Here is a 17,385-nt window from a genome sequence, read left to right as displayed (position 1 = left end):
TCGTGAATTTGTCGGTAGTGTAATAATGCATGAGGTGGCAAACCCTGAACGATTCCCCCGATGAACAGCTCATGGTCGGAACAGTCATCGAATATTGAGAAGAAATCGTCTCGCTGCGTGGATTCATCAGACTGTGAGAACCGGAATCTCGCTCGTTCTGACGGTACGCGCGGTCACGCTACCGATGAGATAACGTCCGAGCCCGGTCCGACCATGGGTGCCCATCGTGACGAGATCGATTTCCTCGCTTTCGATGTACTGCTGTATCGCTCGGTAGGGTGTCCCCTCTACAACGTCAGTGACGACATCGAGACCGCGATTTTCACTCTCCTCAGCGACACTCTCGACAGTTCGCTCACATCGTTCTTTCCACGACTCGATCATGGGTGCGACATCGTACGAACCTACCACAGCACTGAGATCAACGACCGATAGCACGTGGACTGTCGCGTCGTACTGTTCTGCGATGGCCAAACCGTGGTCGACGGCGGCGGTTGCGGTATCGCTTCCGTCGGTCGGAATCAGAATTCTGTCGTATCCCGAGTTCTCTTCAGGTTCGGACTGAGAGGTGAGAACGGGAACGTCACTCGTTCTGACGACGCGTTCGGCGACGCTGCCGAGAAGATATCGATCGAGGCCGGTTCGTCCATGGGTGCCCATCGAGATCAAATCGACGTCGTGCTCGTCGGCATAGGAAAGAATCACTTTATACGGAACACCATGTTCGACCGCCGTCTGGTACGTGCTCGGGGTTTCGTCCGCGAGTTCCTCGAGCACTCCAAGCGCGTCAGTGGCCTGTCGTTCGAGTGCTTCCCGTTGGTCGTTCGCCTCCGAGTCGATACCTGCGAGACCGCTACTGTACGTTCGATCGTCGACGACGCTCAGAAACCGGACCTGGCTGTCGAACGCCTCCGCCAGGTTCAGTCCGTGTCGCGCCGCAGCGTTCGCTCCCTTACTGCCGTCCGTCGGGACGAGAATGGTATCGTACATCATGTGTTGTTGTGTCTCAGTGGTGTTTGTAGTTTGGCCTCACTCATTCCAGACGGGTATCGTCGTATAGAGCAACCCCCGGGTGACGATCACCCGAGGATGTAGTCCAGTTTCGGGTAGCGCTCGATGAGTGGCTGGCCGTCGATCTCGTGCTGCTCGACGATGGCGTCGAGGCCGAGGATGCGTCCCGCCCCGAAGGCGGCCACAGCGAGGAACACAAGCATGTACGCGAAGTCGCCGTTGATCACGCCGTGGGTGACCTCCCAGTTCCCGAAGTAGAACAGGAGCATCATGAACGCGCCCCAGAACGCTGCGAGGCGGGTCAGGAAGCCCACGAGGAGTCCAAGTCCGATGAGGACTTCACCCCACGGGACGGCGACGTTCACGAAGTCGACGAACCACGGAGTCTGGCCCATCGTCGCGAACAGACCCACCAGCGGACTCCCTTCAGGGACCGCTCCGACCAGATATCCCTGTGCGTCGAATCCACCGGCAAGGATCTTGTCCACTCCCGAGTAGAGGAACGCATACCCCATCATGAGTCTGAGCGCGAGGACGAACCACGCGCTCAGACTGTGCGCCTTCCCGGTAAGGGTGATCCCTCCAATGTTGCTTCTGAACGTGTTTGCTTCGCCGGTCATCTGGTTTGCTGCCATTGGGTTTTCCTCCTACAGGTGAACAGACGGGAGCGGACAATATATACCACAAAGCTGGTTCTCAGTAACTGAGAATCAATAGCGAGCGGTGCATCCACATCGACCCATACTATAGGCAACAATAGGAATTGTGACGGTGTTACTCTGCATACATGAATACACAATAACGGCGAAACCGATCGCGGTCAATCCACTTTCGAGTACGAGCGTATAGTCCATATTCGTCACCAATAGTGAGTGAGATAAGCGAGACATCCTCTCGATCGACAGTATATTGCGGACCGACATCGAATTCCGGCTTGTATGTACGACCGAGTCTTGCTCGCGACCGATGGTACCGTTGCTTCAGAAAACGCAACCTCTCATGCCATCGACCTCACTGTGGCCCACGACGCCAACTTACACGCCCTGTATGTGGTCGACGAGAGCGTATATACGGCGTATAGCGGCGACGAGTATGTCGACTCGGCAGAGGGACCCGAACACGGTCTCACCGAACATGGACGGGAGACACTCGAAACGATACGTACCGAAACCGATGACCGCGGTATCGAAGTCGTCACGGCCATGCAACACGGCGACCCCGTTGAGAGGATCACCAACTATGCTGACGAGCATGACGTGAGTCTGATCGTCCTCGGGACGAAACATCGCTCGGCAGAGTATCGAGCGCTTCTGGGAAGCGTCACCGACCGTGTTCTCAGATTGACGGGTCAACCCGCGCTCGTCGTGAAGACCGAGCCGAACAGTTAGGGACGTTCGCTACAGCTTGCTTTTTCGTGTTCATCGTATTCTGTTCAATTAATTTGAGTGATCGTCAGAGTTCGGTTTGTGTTTCCGTCCGGGTGGTTAGCTCGTCGGGAACGAGCCGATAGAACTCAAAGGCCACCTCTCGCGGGGGCTTGCCGAAGATATCGATGAGCGGGATGTGGACTCGTTCGAGTCCTTGCAAGCTCTCGGTGGCGACCGACTCTTCGGTGGTTTGCTCCAGCTGTCCGGTCGCCACGACGCTTTTCCACCCGTCGGCGTTGCCGTAGGTCACGAACGAGACGGTGCGACCGGAAAGGTCGCCCTTCGCGCCGCCGGGTTCGTTGGCAAGCCGAAAATAAAAGACCGATTCGGTTGCGTCGTAGCCGTATGAGACCGGCGTCGAATGTGGTGCCGTCTCCTCGCCAGTTGATAGAGAGATGACGCCCGTGCCACCGCTGCCGAGAAACCCATCCCGCTCGTCTTCGTCCATCGTTTCGGAGTCACTCTCGCTCATGACACGAACTACGCGACGAATCGACAAAACTCTACCCCAGTAGCGAGATGAAGCGATCCGCTCACTGCGGGTGCACGGAGCATGAATCCACAGGCCCGTTCCCACGCTCTGGAACTGCCAACTGAATTTATATGCCGGCGAACTAACTCGACGAACGATGTACGAGACCATCCTCGTTCCGACCGACGGCAGCGAACATGCGATTCGTGCCGCCGAACACGCCCATTATCTCGCACGAGCGTTCGGCGCGACGGTCCATCTCATCAGCGCCGCCGACATCCAAACGGCGGGTGGTATGTTCAACGCCGGTGGCGTCGATTCGGAGTTCGTCACACGCATCGAGGCCGAAAACGAACAGGCGATCGAGACGACTGAAGTCGTCTTCGACAGTGACGCAATAGAATCGGCGGTGCTGCGGGGAAGACCCGTCAATGCAATACTCGAGTACGCCGACAATCACGACGCTGACATGGTGGCGATGGGGACCCACGGCCGGACCGGAGTGAGTCGGTATGTGGCAGGCAGTGTGACCGAACACGTCGTGCGCCGCGCCCCCTGTCCGGTGCTGACGACCAAAGTGACCGAGCGCAGCAACCTCGTCGGCGACTACGAGGACGTGATGGTCCCGACTGATGGTAGTGATGCCGCGAGCGCCGCCATTGAGCACGGCATCGAGATCGCAAAGAGAGCCGGTGCCCGCGTCCACGCGGTCATCATCGTCGATGTCGACGCGATGGCCCCGACTCCCGGCTCCACCCCACCACCGGAACTCATCGAGCGCTTCGAGGCCGAAGGCGAGCGCGCGACCGAAGCGATTGCCGACCGCGCCGCGGAGGCGGGTCTCGACGCCACCACCAGCGTCAGCGAGGGCCTGCCGGCGCGCGACCTGCTCGGGTACGCCGACGAACACGATGTCGACCTCATCACGATGGGTACGACCGGCCGCACGGGCGTGAGTCGGTATCTCCTCGGGAGTACCGCCGAACGGCTCATCAGACACGCCGAGATGCCGGTGTTGGCGGTCAACGCGCGAGAGCAGGCGAACCGATGACCACCGATGAACTGGGCGCACACGGTAGGTTCGGATAGACGAAGAGTCGATTCGTGGGTCCTTGTCGAGTCAGAGCGTCGGGGTGTTGGGACTCCTGACCGAAGGGTACGCCCGCGCTACGCCCGATGCCATTTCGGTTCGACGGTGACTCGTGACTCTATTTTTCTACCTCGTCGGCTCCGGCAGCAGGCAAGTCGATTTGAACGACTGGGCGACGGTCGCCCGATTTCTCGTCTATCGGCGCAAGGGCTTCCCTTTCCCCTCCCGCCAGAGGATGGCAACTCTCGCTGGCCGGAAAATCCTTAATTGGTGATGGCTAGTAGAATCTCGCATGTTTGAGACGATCCTTCTCCCTACCGATGGGAGTAACGGAGCAACAGCCGCCTTCGATCACGTTCTCGATATCGCTGCGGCGCATGATGCAACGGTTCACATCCTCCACGTCGCGGATACGACACGGGATAGCGTTATCCAAATTCAAGGCGATGTCATCGATGTCCTCGAAGAGGAGGGTGAACGGATCGTTCGCGATGCCGCTGACCGTGCTCACCAGCGTGGAGTCACTACTGTTACAGAAGTACTCCAGGGGGAGCCATATAGCACGATCCTCGATTATGCCGAGTTGCGCGATGTCGACGTCATCGCCATGCCCACACATGGGCGTCAGGGTCTCGAACGGCTCCTGATCGGCAGCACCACCGAGCGTGTCGTCAGGCGGGCGGATATCCCCGTGCTCACGATTCGACCGGATAGCGATGTCACAGTCACTCATCCGTATCGAAACGTACTGGTTCCGACCGACGGGAGCGACTGCGCGAGGGAAGCTCTCGAGACTGGCGTCGACGTGGCGACTGAAGAGACGGCCGCACTTCATCTGCTGTCGGTCGTCGATGTCACGAGCCTCGGAGTCGATGTTCGCATCCAGATGCAGATGAAGTTCCTCGAAGAGAACGCGACCGAGATCGTTGAGGACGCCACGGAGTTCGCAACGGATGCTTCGGTCGACCCCGTTTCCGGGTCAGTTGTACTCGGAACATCGATCCATGGCGAGATTCTTGCGTACATCGACGAGCACGATGTGGACCTCATTGTCGTCGGTACACATGGTCGAACTGGATTCGACCGGTATATGCTGGGGAGTGTCACCGAAAAGTTAGTGCGAACGTCACCGATACCAGTGCTGACCGTTCGAACGACCGAAGCGGAAACGTAGTCACACGTTGCGCAAGACGCTCTTCCGTTTCATGAAGGTCCTTGATAATAAGCGATTGACGAATCTGTGAGGATCTCGGCGTGGATCCCGGAACCAGGCTCGTCAGTGCATCGATAGAGTTTCTATTAGGTCTACTTTCGTATCACAAGTCTATCCGGAGTTTGAACCGAGGTATCTGAGGAGCAAGGGCATTGAATGAGCACGTCAATCTCCATCGGAATTGCGGATATGACGTGCTCGAACTGCGCCGACACCAACGAAACGGCGCTCGAAGACGTCCCTGGCGTGATCTCGGCGGAAGTCAATTACGCGACTGACGAGGCGAACGTCGAGTACAATCCGGCCGAAGTCTCTCGCGAGCAACTCTACGACGCGATCGAGAGCGCTGGCTACTCGCCCGTGCGCGAGGATGATAGTGGCGAGTCCGAACAGGACAGCCGCGACACCGCTCGGAACGAGGAAATCCGTCGGCAGCTCCGGCTCACGCTGTTTGGCGCAGCACTCTCGATCCCGCTGATCGCGTTCATGGTCGAGAAGCTCGTGCTCGGTGGCGGGGCGCTCCCGGAGACGATCCTCGGTGTGGAGTTCGGCTGGGTGGAGTTCCTGCTTGCGACCCCGGTACAGATCGTGCTCGGCCGACCGTTCTACGAGAACGCCTACAAGGCCCTCATCAAAAACCGGATGGCGAACATGGACGTACTGATCGCGCTCGGGTCCTCGACCGCGTATCTCTACTCGGTCGTCGTACTTCTGGGGCTGCTCGCGGGGAGTCTGTACTTCGACACCGCCGCGCTGATCCTCGTGTTCATCACGCTCGGTAACTACCTCGAAGCGCGCTCGAAGGGCCAGGCGGGCGAAGCACTCCAGCAAGAGTGGTCTGCGTAAGAAATGAATGCTGGTCGGCGAGTAGAGTTAGCGAACGTAGTACTGTCGTTCGATTTTTCGCCTCTTAGATGCAGCCCTACTCCCTACTATCCAAACGTTGCGCTGATCACTCCGGCTCGCACTCGCTCCATCTCCTCGGCCCAGTCGAGGACTTCGCTGAGCGTCGCATCCATGTGAACGCGGAGAAAGTGCAGGACGGCGTGCTTCCAGCCGGCAACTCCGTTGCCGGTGGGATCGCTAATCTCCATGAGCGCTGCATCGGTGAGCTTTCGTGCGATCGAGACAGCTTGCTTGACGAAGCGGAAGAGTGTCTTCTGCACAACAACATTCTCCTGCTTCAACCCCGTGATGCTGGCGACCTATCCCGCTGCCGTCTGCGGATTCAATAGAACCGTGTGAAACAAAAGGCGGTGGATTGCTGAATACAGCCTCTGTATCTCGCACGCCAGCTCTAACTAGTCGATAACCTGTGATGGGAGAACTCCGAAAACCAGTGCTAATTCCTATAAAAGCACCACGCTAATCGCCATCGAGACAATGGTGGCGACACCCGGTACGGGCTTCGTGAATCCGTCGGAGTACTCAAGGCCGATTGTCCAGCCGGTTTCAAGCACTGCTGCAACGATGAGGTACACCCATGCCGAAACCATCTATGAAACGACCAAGCACCGCAGTATAGTGGTTTTGGAACAGCTATCGAACTTTATTCCAAGTGTACATCGCACATCACCGTGCGTGGAATACAGCGATAATCTGGTAGACATATACAACTGTTCCGATGAGCGTCAGTAGCTCTCCGGACAGAATCATGAGCCTCAGTTGACCGACAAGGCCAACCACTTGGTTGAGAAGACCACCAGCAAGGCATCCGATAGAAAGCAAGGCGGCGTGATTGGACGCCCCACGAAAAGTCCCGATAGCGGGAGGATAGAATTGGTATGCGACGCCGATGATGGTGAGTCCCAGAAAGCCGAGCACGTTGAGTCGGAAGTGAGCGAGCGCCAACGACGGCGAAAGGTGGCCGAACGCGAACGACAGTCCCAGTGTGATCGCTAATACCCCACTCCCTGCACCGGCGAGCACGCCGTAAAATCCGACACGTCGGCGGTCCGACCGAACGAATAACACCGCGTATGTAAGTGTGAATCCGATCATAGCCAAGGCTTCGATGACCGCGCCGAGTGTGAACCAAGCACTACTGCTGCCGAGCGTCGTTGCGAGGAGTAGCGGTCCGAGTGCGCCCGCTGGAAGCACGAGGACGACGAGCCACAGGGGTGGGGATGCGACCAGAAATCGCGGGAGCAATCGAAATCCGAGAGCGAACACAAGCATTGTCGCCGTTCCAGCCGCGAGCAGATGGGAGACGCGTGGAAAGTACCCGTCGAAGAGCGTCGGGAGACCGGTGTGAATTGCGACCGTTTCGTATGAGCCGATCGCCAAGTAGGTTAGTGCAACCGGAACGAACCCGTTTGCAACCCGATCTACCGATCGTCGGTCGGCGTTCGCTTCCCCCGTTCCAGTCGCTTCTCCAGTGAGATTCCCACGGATCGTCCAGAGGAGGCCCACGAGAAACACGCCGACACCGAGTCCCCAGAGGCTCGCTCCAATAGGCTCAAGACACTCTAAACCCGGTAGAGCTGACACTACAGCGAGACTACACGTTCCACCGACTGTGAGGGGAAACTGTACCCCGGGCGCACGAGTGACTATGAGCTCACGTTCGAAGTACGACGGAACGAGTGAGTAGGCCTTCCCGAAGATCATGTGGAGAACAAACCCAAACACGCCGAGCAGCACCTCCGTTCGAGGCCGAAGGCCAACCAGCACGCCGGTTTGCCATACCACCAAAAACAGAGCACTGGTGAGGACATATCGACGCGCCCACCGTGAAACGATAGCTGCGCTCATCCCGCTGCACAACGGATAGACGCTTGCCGCTGCGGTCGCGACACATCTATCACAATCATCGAACGGTTCGTTCGATAGTAGCGATTTGACCCATCTATGCGTCGTCTGCTTGCGGATCGAACTCATCGCGCCGAATTCCTGCTCTAACAGGATCGTGTTCGGCGTCCGACGGTGGTGGGGCCGTCACCAGTAACGCTTCCAGCTCCGTGTCATTGGCCCTCACTCCTCGATCGGTCCCTGCTTTCACGACGACAACGTCGCCTGGCTCGACGATGTGCTCCTCTGACCCTTCGCGGATCACACCAGTTCCTGACTGGACAGCGATCGTGACGTCGCTGTCGGGAGAATGGACCGGAATGAACTGTCCTGGCCCGAAGTATCCGAGGGCGACCTTCATCCGTTCGCTCGTTGAGATGGTCTGAGCTGCGAACTGTTCGTCGTTGTACGCGCGTTCTGTATCGAAATCAGTGCTAACCATCTATCGTATATCAAAAGGGCGTGGTTGGGCCAGATCGCTGCCCAATGTCTGTCGGCGTGACTCCCTTTCCTGTCTCTTCTGATGGGGTAGTACAAGTGTCGTCTCCTGATTCGAGGTACCCATCTTCGAGCTCGCCGAGTTCGTCGTTGATCTCACCGCTTCGATGGTGCATCGAATGAACGCGAACGCGGACGAGATCGTATTCGTGACGCTCCGTCAACCCGTTCCATGCACGGAACGAACCGACCGTAAGCGTGTGGCTCTGTGGGCAGAACGGTGTCGTTGGTGTGAACTCGGCATGAAGCGTCCGTTGGTCGTCGACGTCCTCCGCATACCGATAGCCAGCACTCGGATGACGGTGGTCGAGATTGAGTTGAGCGAGGTTATAGCCGAAAGTCATGTCGTAGACTCCCCGCTCTTCGAATAACTGTTTCGTCAGCCTGTGGAACGCCACGTGATCTTCTTGTGACAGTAGGTCTTGGCCGTCGAGAAACGTTCCTGGCTCCGGAAGATGGTCGGGAACGAACTCGTCGTACGTGTCGAAGATAGCGCCGTCTGATCCCGAGAACGGTGACGGGAAACCGGACATAGCTGCGTGTTGGATGCGAGCGAGTGTAGGTGCCGTCCCGAACCTGTTCGGGTTATCCGGATGAATTTTGCCACCCTCCACAACGAATTCCTCTCTCAGGTGGCCGATTGACCAACTCGTATAATAATTGTGGAAGTTACTTCCCGACAACGAATGATGTTACATCTCTCGGTTGTGGTCCTCACACACCCCAAATCCGTTCGGGTAAAGACATTAATTGATGACCCTCTATCCACTGATGATGTCAGCAACCAGTTCGATGTACGAAGACATCGGTGGTAACGAGGCTATCGAAGCAGTGGTTTCGGACTTCTACAAGCGCGTCCTCGACGATCCTCTTCTGGAACCATACTTTGAGGAGACCGATATGGACGCTCTCTTCGCTCACCAGGTCCAGTTCGTCAGTGCTGTCGCCGGTGGTCCCGTCGACTACGAAGGCAACGATATGCAGAATGCTCACGAGGGAATGGCCATTACCGAGGAGGCGTTCTCACACGTTGCCGGGCACCTCGCAGACGCTCTCCGCGCGAACGGTGTCTCAGAACCTCACGTCGAAACCATCATTGAGAAAGTCGCGACGCTCGAAGACGACGTCGTCGACCAGTAGCACCCTACTGACTCCCCTCATGGCCAGCCGAGGAGTGATCTTATACACGTGTACTCGAAGCCCGATCAAAAACACCTATCAAGCTCGGGTACGTGAGGGGGCGTTCCCAGTCACTGAGAACTGGCCTCCCGGCTTATCTCCGGATCGTCCGAACGATCAACTGTATCATGACCGACCGCATCGGCGCTCCGGGCACGGGGATTTCACGACGAGAATTCTTGGCGGCGAGTGGGGGTGTCGGCACAGCAGTGCTGGCTGGGTGTACGGCGATCGGCCAAGAATCATCGACGAACCCAACGCTTGGTGATCCACCGGCGAACGTGAGCTCCGACAACGGAACGCTTCCGTACACGTCCCCACCCGACGTCGTTCAGGTCGACGAGCAGGGCGGGAAAGTGACGCTCAGCACCCAGCAGTGCAGACACGCGGTCCACCCCAAAGAAACGATGGGGGGCCCGATCGAGCTCCCCCAGGTTTGGGCGTTCAAGGCCGATGACGGTCCCGCGAGCGTTCCGGGGCCGATCCTCCGGACCACCGAGGGCAACGACATGGAGGTGACGCTGGACAACTCGGACGGGTTGCGCCCGCACACGGTCCACTTCCACGGGTCTCAGACCACGTGGAAAAACGACGGTGTACCGACGACTACCGGCATCGAGGTCGGCCCCGGTGAGAAACACACCTACAGCATCCCGGCGAACGTTCCTGGGACCCACTTCTATCACTGTCACTACCAGACTCACCGCCACATCGACATGGGGATGTACGGGATTCTCCGGATCGATCCGAAGGGGTACGAACCAGCTGATAAGGAGTACTTCATGACGGTGAAAGAGTGGGATTCGCGGCTCAATCGGATGATGGCCGGCGAGGACGCCCAGTACAGCCCGCGGCAACGCAACCCCGATGTGTTCACCATCAACGGGAAGAGTGCACCGCGGTCGTTCCATCCTGAGGATGGCTCACCGATCATCGTCGACAAGGGCGACTCGGTTCGAGTCCACCTCGTCAACGGCGGGTATATGGCTCACCCGCTCCACACCCACAACCATCGGTTCGAGGTGGTCGAGTCCGACGGTGGCCAGATCCCTGAAGCCGCACGATACACTCAAGACGTCGCCAACATCGCCCCTGCGGAACGCCGCACCATCGAGTTCACCGCCGATGCTGATCCCGGTATCTACCTCCTGCATTGCCACAAAGTCCACCACGTTATGAACAGGGACAGCTATCCTGGCGGGATGCTCGGGGCGATCGTCTATCGCGAGGCAATGAATTCGGACATCTTCGCCCAGCTCATGGAGTACGCCGGCTACGACGGGGAGTGATCTCAATGGACGCAATGAGAGGACAACCGAGTGCGGCGCAGGTCGGCCGACGAGGGTTCCTGAAGGCTGCTGGCGGGACGGCAGTCGGTGTCGGAACGCTCGGAGCCACAGCAGGAACTGCCAGTGCACAGGAAGGGAGCGACGCTACGGACGGGTGGTTCGGCGGCGTCAGCAACTACGAAACCGTCGTCGACAAAACAGGTCAAAGCCAAGTCGAAGTCACTGTCGGCACGAAGGGCAACGGCGGTAACTTCGCGTTCTCGCCGCCGGCTATTCGCATCGATACTGGGACGACAGTCGCGTGGAAATGGACCGGCGAGGGCGGTGGTCACAACGTCGTTGCCGAAAACGGTGCGTTCGAGAGCGAGATAGCGAGCGAGGCCGGCCACACGTTCAAACACACCTTCGAGAAGGAGGGTGCGATCAAATACGCTTGTCTGCCGCACAAGAGTATGGGAATGCGAGGAGCAATCCTCGTGGGTGCTAATGCGACCATCGATACCGGATCGAAGCAGTCCGGTGATGGATCGTCGTCTCCATACGGTGGGTGGCTCGACGACACCGAGAACTTCGAGAACGTCATCGATCTGTCTGACCGTGATCGAGTCGAGATTCAGGTGGGTGCAGCAGGCAATGGAGGGAATTTCGCGTTCTCACCTCCCGCGATCCATATCAACCCAAAGACGACTGTCGTCTGGCGGCGGATCGAAGATAACGAGGCGCTCACCGTGGTTGCTGAAGACGAGTCGTTCTGGACTGACTTCGGAGAAGAAACTGGCGAGACGTTCGAGTGGACGTTCACCGGCAATCGTGTTGTGAAATACTCCTGTCCTGCGTATGAGGAACTCGGGATGAAGGGGTTGATCGTTGTCGGGAATCCCGATCTCCCGACGATCAGTGAAGTGGTGTCAACGCCGTGGGGTAGCGCGCTTGCCGGGAGCGGGCTGATGGCGGTTCTCTCACCGGTTGCACTCGGCGCGTTCCTCAAGATACATGGAACTGGTGACACCGACTCGACCGAAGCATCCGACCGACAAGGATGAGATCCCCCATCTCTGGGGGCGTACCAAACGCTCACTCGTGAAGCAGATCTCGTCATAACGGCTCAGTTCTACCCTGACCAATCGGTTTCGGAATAGAAGTATAGGAGATGGACGGTCCGGGGTTGCCCGACGTTCCGGCATGGGGAAGCCCGCGTGCCTCCTCCACCCCGCGACCCGGCGAGCGACGGCTGTCCGGCGGTCCGCTGCTCGCTTCCGCGCCTGACGGGCTGCCGCCGGTTAACCGCGGCGAGTCGTCCCTGCAGACGAGTGGCCGTGGACCGCCGCCCCCGACGGACGAGGCTTCGACGTTGGCTTGCGGGGCCCGTGCCGGTCGGCACGGACGCACCCGGGGTTCGGCCCCCGCTGAAGACCGTGTTGCGGGTGACGGGCAGGGCCTAACTGCTCGACCTAGTCCGATTTGGGGTAAGCGCTTCGGACACAAGCGCTTTTCGCAGGCTCTATTTTCTCAAAATCGACATGTTAGGATTCAGATTCGGGTGTAGTCGAACTGTCGTACATTTCTTCGAACGCTTGCTCGCCGCGGATCAGTTCATCGATGCCTTCACTGAGCGTGACCTCTCCGAACACGGTCGCCCGATAATATGTATATAGACCGTCCTGTCCTCGCTCGGTGCGCTGGCGCTTCTCGATGAGACCGACATCGACGAGCTTGTTGAGGTGGTAGTGGAGCGTGCTGTCATCGATGGATATCACTTCCTCAAGCTCCTTGGGACTCATTTCCCCGCCATGGACGAGCCGGTAGCAAATCTCGTATCGGGTACGGTGCCCGACGGCGGCGTGCATCTCGAGATACTCATCGAGGCAGAGAATGCTGTCTGTCGGCAGCAGATCTTCTGGGTCATCCGGGAAGTCCCCGCCGATCGTACTCGTTTGATCGATTGCCATCTTGTGCCGGGATACGGGTGGAAGACTCTTAGCCTTTGTCAAGCCGAGAATTTTCGAAAACGCCACTCTTTATATTCTCGACCAAGCACGACCCTCCATGACCGCGGAGATCACGCGCGAGTTAATTGTCGAGCGGTTGGGGAGTGTGAAATACGACCGCTTCCTGTTCTACCTGATGGGGCCGTACAAGTCGTTCAACCTCAACTACGTACTCAGCGGGGAGGAACGCCGTGAGATCGATATCGAAGATCTCCCCGGACCGTTGCGCCGACTCTTCCAAAACAGGGGCGAGATCAACGCAGCGCAGGCACTCTTACGGCGGGTGCAGGGAGAGCTTCGGATGACTCCCAATGTGAATGCGTTTTTGGCCCTTGACGTCGGGGTGGACACTGACGATGTAGATGCAGTGACCCAGAGCATCGAGTACACCCGATGCAGCAACGCGACTGCGTTCGTGGTTCCGTTTCTCGGTCACAACTTCGGCGTCGGAGAAGAAGCCGGAAGCATTCTCGAAAACCTCGCGGAAACACACGGTGATCGATTGGTCTTCGTCCATGAAGACGACGTGACGAGTGCGATGATTCGATCGGCGAATATGCGGTGGGACCTACGAGTCGAGACGTACGAAACTGAAGAAGAACTCGTCGCCACTCTCCGACGATTCGCGGGCGGCATCATGCAACGAGAACGCCGCGGAGACCTCGAAAGTCTGGACTGATCGAGATAGAAAAATGAGACTATCCCGATAATTGTCTTGCGTTGTCTGGACACGATAATGCGGACAGGCAGCATTTAATTCACTTTCTGTCGATAACATCGAATCTAAGAGAATGGTGTGACCGATACGCGCCCTGTATGTTGCACGCCGATTTCAACAAGTCCACAATCTGTGATGTGAGGAACTCTGAGAATCAGTGTTAATCCCTATATCACTTGCTGTGGTTACTGAACGCCTCTGTCGATATCGGGCCACCACAGGCGACACAACCCGACGCGAGTAATAGCTCCATCATATCGGCGTCGATCTGGACGTACTCGCCGCAGTGCGGACACCGAAAATCATACCGCTGGCCTGCACCCCTGCTCGTCACGAGCAATCTCTTCGAGTACACCACTACAAAGAGCCACCCACAATAGTTTGGGAGTTAATATCACGACCGAGTAAGAACCGAGTCCATGAGCTTCGACTGGGCGGCCGCGAGGTGTTCAGTGAACGTCGAGACCGTGATATCAAGCGCCGCTGCGACTGTCTCGGCGTTGGCTTCTCGTGGATGAACGAAATATCCCATGTCGTGCGCGACGGTGAGGACCTCGCGCTGACGGTCGGTGAACATGCTCCGATCGACGAACATGAGGTCACTTTCTGCCTCGTCTGCATCCGAACGTAGCAGCCGGCGAACCGATACAGTCTCGAACCGCTCCTTGAGATCCCTAATAACGGTCTGGAGCGTTTCGATATCAACTGCGAAGAACGTGACGGTGACCTGGTCACCGTTGACGGTGACGTCCCGAACCGGACAGCCGAGCGCCTCGACTCGGTCGCAGACACAGCCCCGTCTCTCGCGATCGAATCGGTAGACGGTTTCCGAGTCAGTATCGAACACTCGAGTCATCGATTTGATTTCGTCGATTGCGATGTCGTCGGAGTCGTCCCGCGTCCTCCCGTTCACTTGTTCGACGGTGAACTCTTCAGTGATGGCTTCGTCCTCTGACGGTATCGTACTCCGCGTGATGCTGTTAATTGTCGCAGCCGTCTCGGTCCCCTTCGTTGGGAGTCGGCATGAGGCAGGCCCTCCGACCTCCAGCTCGGCGAAGATACCGTCCCCCATACTCCGGAGTCGCTTAGCCACTCACTTGAGTTTATTGTCGAACATGTTCGGAAAGACCTATCAGCACGGTGGCTGGGTGGAGCATCCCTCTTCAGCGAGCGAGCTATCGTGGAGCGCTATCCCGTCTTTTCACCGAGCAATCAGAGGATGCGAGTAGGGTCAAGGGCGGTCACGATTGGAGGGATATGAGCGTGTCATAGAAAACGTCACATGCGAGGTTGCAGGGCGTGGGAATTGTGTCCAACAACGCCCAAGCCCTGCAAAACGTAGCTTCAGCCGACGACTTCTTGAATGTCGCGGCGATCGAGACTGTACCGCTGTTCGAGTATCTTGAGTTCGAGTTTCTACTGGAGTACGACGTGTTCGCCCCCTGCGATCGGGGGCGAACACGAGTCCATGAGCCACCAGAGCTCTTCCAAGGCTTTCTCCACTGTTACTACGAGGACGTCTACGGCACTCGTCCTGTCACACGGGAACTCCAGAAGCCGTTGGTCTGGTTCAGCTGTGGCTTCGATCGACCGCCGTCGAGAGACGCGGTCGATCGCTTCCTCACCGATCTCGAACACGTTGTTGACGATGTCTTTGACCATCTCGTCGAGTAGGCCGCCGTTCGGGGCCTGCTCGACTCTACCTACCGAATCGATTCGACTCACGTTGAAGCGATTCCGTGGAACGACGACGCTTCGTGGAACTACGATTCAACCGCTGAAGCGCACTACTACGGCTTCGGCTGTACGATCGTCTCGTCGGGAGCGAAGGTACCCATCGCAGCGGAGTTCACACCAGCAAAACAAGCGCCAGAGGAGACGGCGATGCGCGTCACGCGTGACGCGCTCGCCGTCGAAGTACCGGTCTGGATGATCGGCGACAGTGCGTACGACACGCTNCAAGCGCCAGAGGAGACGGCGATGCGCGTCACGCGTGACGCGCTCGCCGTCGAAGTACCGGTCTGGATGATCGGCGACAGTGCGTACGACACGCTGGACTGGCACGACCCCTGCGGTCAGCAGGAGGTCGTGCCAATCGCCCCGTACAACCCGCGAAATACGGACGATCCGCTCGATATCGAGTACCGGGTCGAAGACCGCATCGAAAACCACAGCGAGGGCGTTCAGCTCAAACGGTCGGTCTTAGACGAGACGTACAACCGCCGGACACAGGTCGAACGGACCAACGATGCAGTCAAGAACTGCGGCCTCGGGCCCGTCCGCGCCCGAGGCCGCGTCCACGCACGGGCGCAGGTGTTCCTNGTCGAACGGACCAACGATGCAGTCAAGAACTGCGGCCTCGGGCCCGTCCGCGCCCGAGGCCGCGTCCACGCACGGGCGCAGGTGTTCCTCGCGCTGTGCCTCCGAGTAGTCGTCGCGATCACTAACGATGAACGAGGAGACAACCCTGGCCGCGAGATGCTCACGGCATGAGACGGATTCTATGACACGCTCGGAGTATTTGAACTCCCCCAGTATGGAGGGAGGGGACTCACACCCCGCTGGTGTCGAGAAATGATATGGTCACGGTGTTCGATCCCCAGCGCGCACGTCGCCAAACGTATCGACACCGATGGACCGGGACGGAGAAGGGAGGGACGAAGTGATGCGAACGAATCAGTGGACCATCCAATGGTGAGGCGAGAAACGCTCGTCATTGGCGTACTCATCGCGCTGGTGCTGCTTCCAATGTGGTACGTCGGGATCCAGGGAGAAGCGACCAGCGAAGAAATCCAGATCGACCAGAGCGTGAGCGAAATCCAGCCCCTTGGTGGCCCGGTCGATCTGCCGAACAAACTCTCGCCAAGTCAGGTCGGTGTCATCGTGTGGATCGCGTTGTTCGGGCTCTACGGCGTTTTGGTCGGTGCTCATCGCTTCATGAACACCGCTGTCAGACCATCCGATCCAGATGCCGAAGCAGTCGTTTCCGATGGGGGCTACTCCGGTCAGAATGATGCTGAACGTGAACCGGAGCCGCCAGATGAGCGGACGGACGGTGGCGTCAATCGTCCCTCGTGGCTGACTGCGGAAAATCGTTGGCTCGTCGAGTACCACGACGCGACTGGATCGAACGAGGGGATCATCGTGATGGGAGCGCTGACCGTGCTCGCTATCGTGTTTTCGGCATTGTTCACGGGTGAATACCTGACACTGGCCCGGACGCAGTACTTCGGCCTCTACGCGACGGGGCTGTTCCTGTCGCTGGCCGCACTGACTGTCGCGTACTACGCCTGGTTCATGCCACACGTCGAAGTAGCGGAGAAACGGGAGCATTGACCCATGAGAGACCGAAATCAATCAACTGATCGGCTGTGTTGAATCGCCATAGGGCGGTGGATTTCACTGCTTGACGGAACGTTTGATGTTGTAGACGACACACATCAGGGTGATCTCTNGCGCTCGCACGGCGTAGCCGAGCGAGCGCTTCACGGCTGAATTGACAGTCTCGGTCATCGACCGCTGTGCGTAGAGATCCTCGTCGATTCGGACGTTGTGAGCGTGGTCGTACGGTGCGCGCACGCAGTGCTTGATGAGCGGCCGAATCCCGAGCTCACGCAACCGTTCACGGAGAACGGTCTTGTCGTAGCCCTTGTCCGCAGCGAGGGTCCGCAGATCGCCCGCGTTTCGGCGGGCGATCTGCTCGCATAGGT

Annotated in this window: 19 protein-coding genes, 1 other RNA gene and 3 pseudogenes; 10 read left to right on the top strand and 13 right to left on the bottom strand. The window is 58.2% G+C overall.

The genetic code is table 11. The features are described from left to right. Positions 1–126: 126 nt before the first annotated feature. Entirely contained in the window at positions 127–990 is an 864-nt protein-coding gene (locus C450_RS18765; protein ID WP_049910467.1) for a universal stress protein, read from the bottom strand. A gap of 89 nt (positions 991–1,079) precedes the next feature. Next, positions 1,080–1,646 carry a DoxX family protein gene (locus tag C450_RS18760; RefSeq protein ID WP_005046282.1) on the bottom strand — a complete coding sequence of 189 codons (567 nt, stop codon included), beginning with the start codon at positions 1,644–1,646 and terminating at the stop codon, positions 1,080–1,082. A 303-nt stretch (positions 1,647–1,949) separates the two neighbouring features. Here C450_RS18760 and C450_RS18755 point away from each other — a divergent pair, with 303 nt between their 5' ends. Continuing rightward, complete coding sequence (locus C450_RS18755) at positions 1,950–2,399, top strand: universal stress protein (protein ID WP_005046280.1); 450 nt, start codon at positions 1,950–1,952, stop codon at positions 2,397–2,399. Between the two features lie 64 nt (positions 2,400–2,463). Here C450_RS18755 and C450_RS18750 read toward each other — a convergent pair whose 3' ends face one another. Then, entirely contained in the window at positions 2,464–2,910 is a 447-nt protein-coding gene (locus C450_RS18750; RefSeq protein ID WP_005046278.1) for a pyridoxamine 5'-phosphate oxidase family protein, read from the bottom strand. Positions 2,911–3,067: 157 nt separating this feature from the next. Between C450_RS18750 and C450_RS18745 the strand changes: the two genes are divergently transcribed. The 3 genes and pseudogenes from C450_RS18745 to C450_RS18735 all read left to right on the top strand — a co-directional run. Beyond that, positions 3,068–3,961 carry a universal stress protein gene (locus C450_RS18745; RefSeq protein WP_005046276.1) on the top strand — a complete coding sequence of 298 codons (894 nt, stop codon included), beginning with the start codon at positions 3,068–3,070 and terminating at the stop codon, positions 3,959–3,961. Positions 3,962–4,292: 331 nt separating this feature from the next. Beyond that, complete coding sequence (locus C450_RS18740; RefSeq protein WP_049910444.1) at positions 4,293–5,174, top strand: universal stress protein; 882 nt, start codon at positions 4,293–4,295, stop codon at positions 5,172–5,174. Between the two features lie 195 nt (positions 5,175–5,369). Beyond that, positions 5,370–6,044: pseudogene (locus C450_RS18735) on the top strand (cation transporter); the annotation flags it as partial. Positions 6,045–6,166: 122 nt separating this feature from the next. On the opposite strand, the pseudogene C450_RS18730 reads toward C450_RS18735, so the two are convergent. From C450_RS18730 to C450_RS18710, 5 genes and pseudogenes are all read right to left on the bottom strand, one after another. Further along, positions 6,167–6,379, bottom strand: a pseudogene (locus tag C450_RS18730) (IS5/IS1182 family transposase); the annotation flags it as partial. Positions 6,380–6,562: 183 nt separating this feature from the next. Beyond that, positions 6,563–6,709 (bottom strand): DMT family transporter, encoded by a 147-nt coding sequence (locus C450_RS18725; protein WP_005046263.1) that lies wholly within the window; start codon positions 6,707–6,709, stop codon positions 6,563–6,565. Between the two features lie 76 nt (positions 6,710–6,785). Continuing rightward, a complete protein-coding gene (locus tag C450_RS18720) occupies positions 6,786–7,904 on the bottom strand; it encodes a hypothetical protein (RefSeq protein ID WP_241430432.1) in 1,119 nt (372 codons plus the stop codon). A 157-nt stretch (positions 7,905–8,061) separates the two neighbouring features. Then, positions 8,062–8,445, bottom strand: a complete 384-nt coding sequence (locus C450_RS18715; protein ID WP_005046257.1) for a cupin domain-containing protein — start codon at positions 8,443–8,445, stop codon at positions 8,062–8,064. A 10-nt stretch (positions 8,446–8,455) separates the two neighbouring features. Beyond that, positions 8,456–9,034 carry a hypothetical protein gene (locus C450_RS18710; protein WP_005046253.1) on the bottom strand — a complete coding sequence of 193 codons (579 nt, stop codon included), beginning with the start codon at positions 9,032–9,034 and terminating at the stop codon, positions 8,456–8,458. Between the two features lie 259 nt (positions 9,035–9,293). Here C450_RS18710 and C450_RS18705 point away from each other — a divergent pair, with 259 nt between their 5' ends. The 3 genes from C450_RS18705 (at position 9,294) to C450_RS18695 (ending at position 12,012) form a co-directional block, all read left to right on the top strand. Continuing rightward, positions 9,294–9,641: a group I truncated hemoglobin gene (locus C450_RS18705; RefSeq protein ID WP_049910463.1), complete on the top strand. Its 348-nt coding sequence runs from the start codon at positions 9,294–9,296 to the stop codon at positions 9,639–9,641. Between the two features lie 167 nt (positions 9,642–9,808). Then, positions 9,809–10,969: a multicopper oxidase domain-containing protein gene (locus tag C450_RS18700; protein WP_005046249.1), complete on the top strand. Its 1,161-nt coding sequence runs from the start codon at positions 9,809–9,811 to the stop codon at positions 10,967–10,969. 14 nt (positions 10,970–10,983) lie between these two features. Further along, on the top strand, positions 10,984–12,012 hold the full coding sequence (locus C450_RS18695) for a halocyanin domain-containing protein (RefSeq protein ID WP_241430431.1): 1,029 nt from the start codon (positions 10,984–10,986) through the stop codon (positions 12,010–12,012). A 105-nt stretch (positions 12,013–12,117) separates the two neighbouring features. Here the strand turns inward: C450_RS18695 and ffs are convergent. After that, an RNA gene (ffs, locus tag C450_RS21025) (signal recognition particle sRNA) lies at positions 12,118–12,431 on the bottom strand. 61 nt (positions 12,432–12,492) lie between these two features. After that, complete coding sequence (locus C450_RS18690) at positions 12,493–12,918, bottom strand: helix-turn-helix domain-containing protein (protein ID WP_005046245.1); 426 nt, start codon at positions 12,916–12,918, stop codon at positions 12,493–12,495. A gap of 97 nt (positions 12,919–13,015) precedes the next feature. On the opposite strand from C450_RS18690, the gene C450_RS18685 reads away from it, so the two are divergent. Beyond that, entirely contained in the window at positions 13,016–13,636 is a 621-nt protein-coding gene (locus C450_RS18685; protein ID WP_005046243.1) for a DUF7509 family protein, read from the top strand. A gap of 211 nt (positions 13,637–13,847) precedes the next feature. Here C450_RS18685 and C450_RS23745 read toward each other — a convergent pair whose 3' ends face one another. Further along, positions 13,848–14,009 carry a DUF7560 family zinc ribbon protein gene (locus tag C450_RS23745; protein WP_005046241.1) on the bottom strand — a complete coding sequence of 54 codons (162 nt, stop codon included), beginning with the start codon at positions 14,007–14,009 and terminating at the stop codon, positions 13,848–13,850. A gap of 60 nt (positions 14,010–14,069) precedes the next feature. Beyond that, entirely contained in the window at positions 14,070–14,747 is a 678-nt protein-coding gene (locus C450_RS18680) for a helix-turn-helix domain-containing protein (protein WP_005046239.1), read from the bottom strand. A 236-nt stretch (positions 14,748–14,983) separates the two neighbouring features. Here C450_RS18680 and C450_RS18675 point away from each other — a divergent pair. Further along, a pseudogene (locus C450_RS18675) lies at positions 14,984–15,994 on the top strand (transposase); the annotation flags it as partial. A gap of 375 nt (positions 15,995–16,369) precedes the next feature. Further along, the gene (locus tag C450_RS18670; protein WP_049910462.1) at positions 16,370–17,011 is read left to right on the top strand and encodes a hypothetical protein; all 642 of its coding nucleotides are present in this window, start codon (positions 16,370–16,372) and stop codon (positions 17,009–17,011) included. A 63-nt stretch (positions 17,012–17,074) separates the two neighbouring features. Here the strand turns inward: C450_RS18670 and C450_RS18665 are convergent. Then, the coding region (locus tag C450_RS18665) for an IS5 family transposase (protein ID WP_005046232.1) at positions 17,075–17,385 on the bottom strand (311 nt) is incomplete at its 5' end.

Origin of the sequence: Halococcus salifodinae DSM 8989 (genome assembly GCF_000336935.1) — an archaeon.
GTDB classification, from domain to species: Archaea; Halobacteriota; Halobacteria; order Halobacteriales; family Halococcaceae; genus Halococcus; species Halococcus salifodinae.
Note: the sequence above shows the minus strand (reverse complement) of the source record. Positions and strands in the feature narration are given on the sequence as shown.